Genomic DNA, 1817 nt, shown 5'->3' with positions numbered 1-1817 from the left:
GAGTCCAAGATACAGGCATTTCAGATACATCTAAAACAATTCGGCTTGTGCCTTCATGATTAGATACGCGCACTCCTGTCAAATTACCTGCCTCAGCATAAGGAACGGTACTGCCTAGTAGACCTAAAACAGCAAAAGTCATATACAGATAACGTTTCATATTTAATTCCTCTATAGCTACAAACCATATTATTGGTCTTATATTGTTACATCAATTTTACGCAATATACTTTTACTATAGTATACAGCATAAAGATAAAAAATTCAAAAAATAAACAAAAACAAGGTTACAATCTAAAGATACCCTATGCATAAAATAGAATAACTGTAGACTATAACCTCGTCAATTTAAGCTTACATCATCATGATATATTATTGTACTATATTATTGTAACTCGTCTAATGTATCACGAAGTTGTGACATTTCATCTAGAGCCTTTGCAACGCCTTTAATTACTGCGTATCTTGGAGATTCTACAAGGTATGCAGCAATCCCTATGGAACGCGTAATAACGCGATCTAATCCATCGATAAGCGCACCGCCACCAGTAAGAATTATGCCATGATCATTGATAGCAGCCACAAGTTCAGGTGGGGTTTTTTCCAGAATGGACTTAACACCTTCTAAAATATTCATCACTTGTGCCTCTAAGGCGCGTTGAATCTCTAAAGAATTCACTGCAACCATCTTCGGCAAACCCGAGCTCGCATCCCGCCCTCGCACCTCGATAGTGCGTTCCTTAGCACGGCGATCTACAGTCCCTACAGAGATTTTAATCTTTTCTGCCGTTAGGGGACCAATAACGAGGCGCTTCTTACGACGAATGTAACGAATAATAGATTCGTTAAAAGAATCTCCACCAATGCGAAGCGATTCACTTACAACGACACCCGTATCACAAAGAACGGCAATATCCGTGGTACCACCACCAACATCGACAACCATCGCCCCTACATGTTTAGCATCATTGAGGCCAGTCCCCATGGCCGCTGCTAGGGGCTCTTCAATGAGGACAGTCTTTTTAGCACCGGTTCTGAGTAAAGCTTCCAAAATAGCGCGTTTTTCAACTGGTGTAATTCCAGACGGCACACACACAATAATGCGAGTCTTCATCAATCGAGAAGCAGGTACAACGGAGCGGATAAAGTATTTTAACATAAACTCTGTCATGTCATAGTCCGCAATAACGCCGGCTTGGACTGGGCGAATCACAGATATCCCCTTTGGTGTACGCCCTACCATAGAACGTGCAGCTTCACCTAAGGCAAGAATATCACCGGTTTTATCATCTCGTGCGATATACGCAGGTTCGTCTAATACTAAACCCTTGCCCTTCGCAAAAATGAGGATATTAACAGTTCCCAAATCAATTCCCAAATCAAAGTTTAAGGATCGATTCAAACGACTCATCAAATCCCCGACTTGCTCAGGACGAACTAAGCGCTTTAAAGTCATAGCTGGCGTTGTTTTAGCAATCGCTACAGTCTCACGACTACGTCGTTCAGCACGACGCATCTTTGTAACTTTGACCATGGTCTCACGCATATTGGAGGCCAAATGATTAGCTTGCTTAGCCACGCCATTAGAAAGCTTAGTAGACTTGCGTTTCGTTCTTCTCAAAGGTTTGCGTGTAGTACTCGCTTTCGAATTTTCAACCTTTGCAGCTCCTAAGTTCTGTTGCTCGTTGTATAAAGCCGGCCCTTTAGAGCGCCGGCTTCTTTTCTTTTTATTCTGTTTTGGCTGCGTACTCTTATTCGTCAACCCGAACAATATCAGCACCTAACCTTTGCAATTTACCTACAAAATCATCATAACC

Annotated in this window: 1 protein-coding gene; it reads right to left on the bottom strand. The window is 42.0% G+C overall.

Annotated features, from left to right (window positions below; genetic code table 11):
- Positions 1 to 385 precede the first annotated feature (385 nt).
- A complete protein-coding gene (locus Q0507_RS00815; protein ID WP_298710974.1) occupies positions 386 to 1771 on the bottom strand; it encodes a rod shape-determining protein in 1386 nt (461 codons plus the stop codon).
- Positions 1772 to 1817 lie beyond the last annotated feature (46 nt).

Source organism: uncultured Veillonella sp., assembly GCF_938010505.1.
Classification (GTDB): Bacteria; Bacillota; Negativicutes; order Veillonellales; family Veillonellaceae; genus Veillonella.
This window is presented reverse-complemented; position numbering and strand designations above follow the sequence as displayed.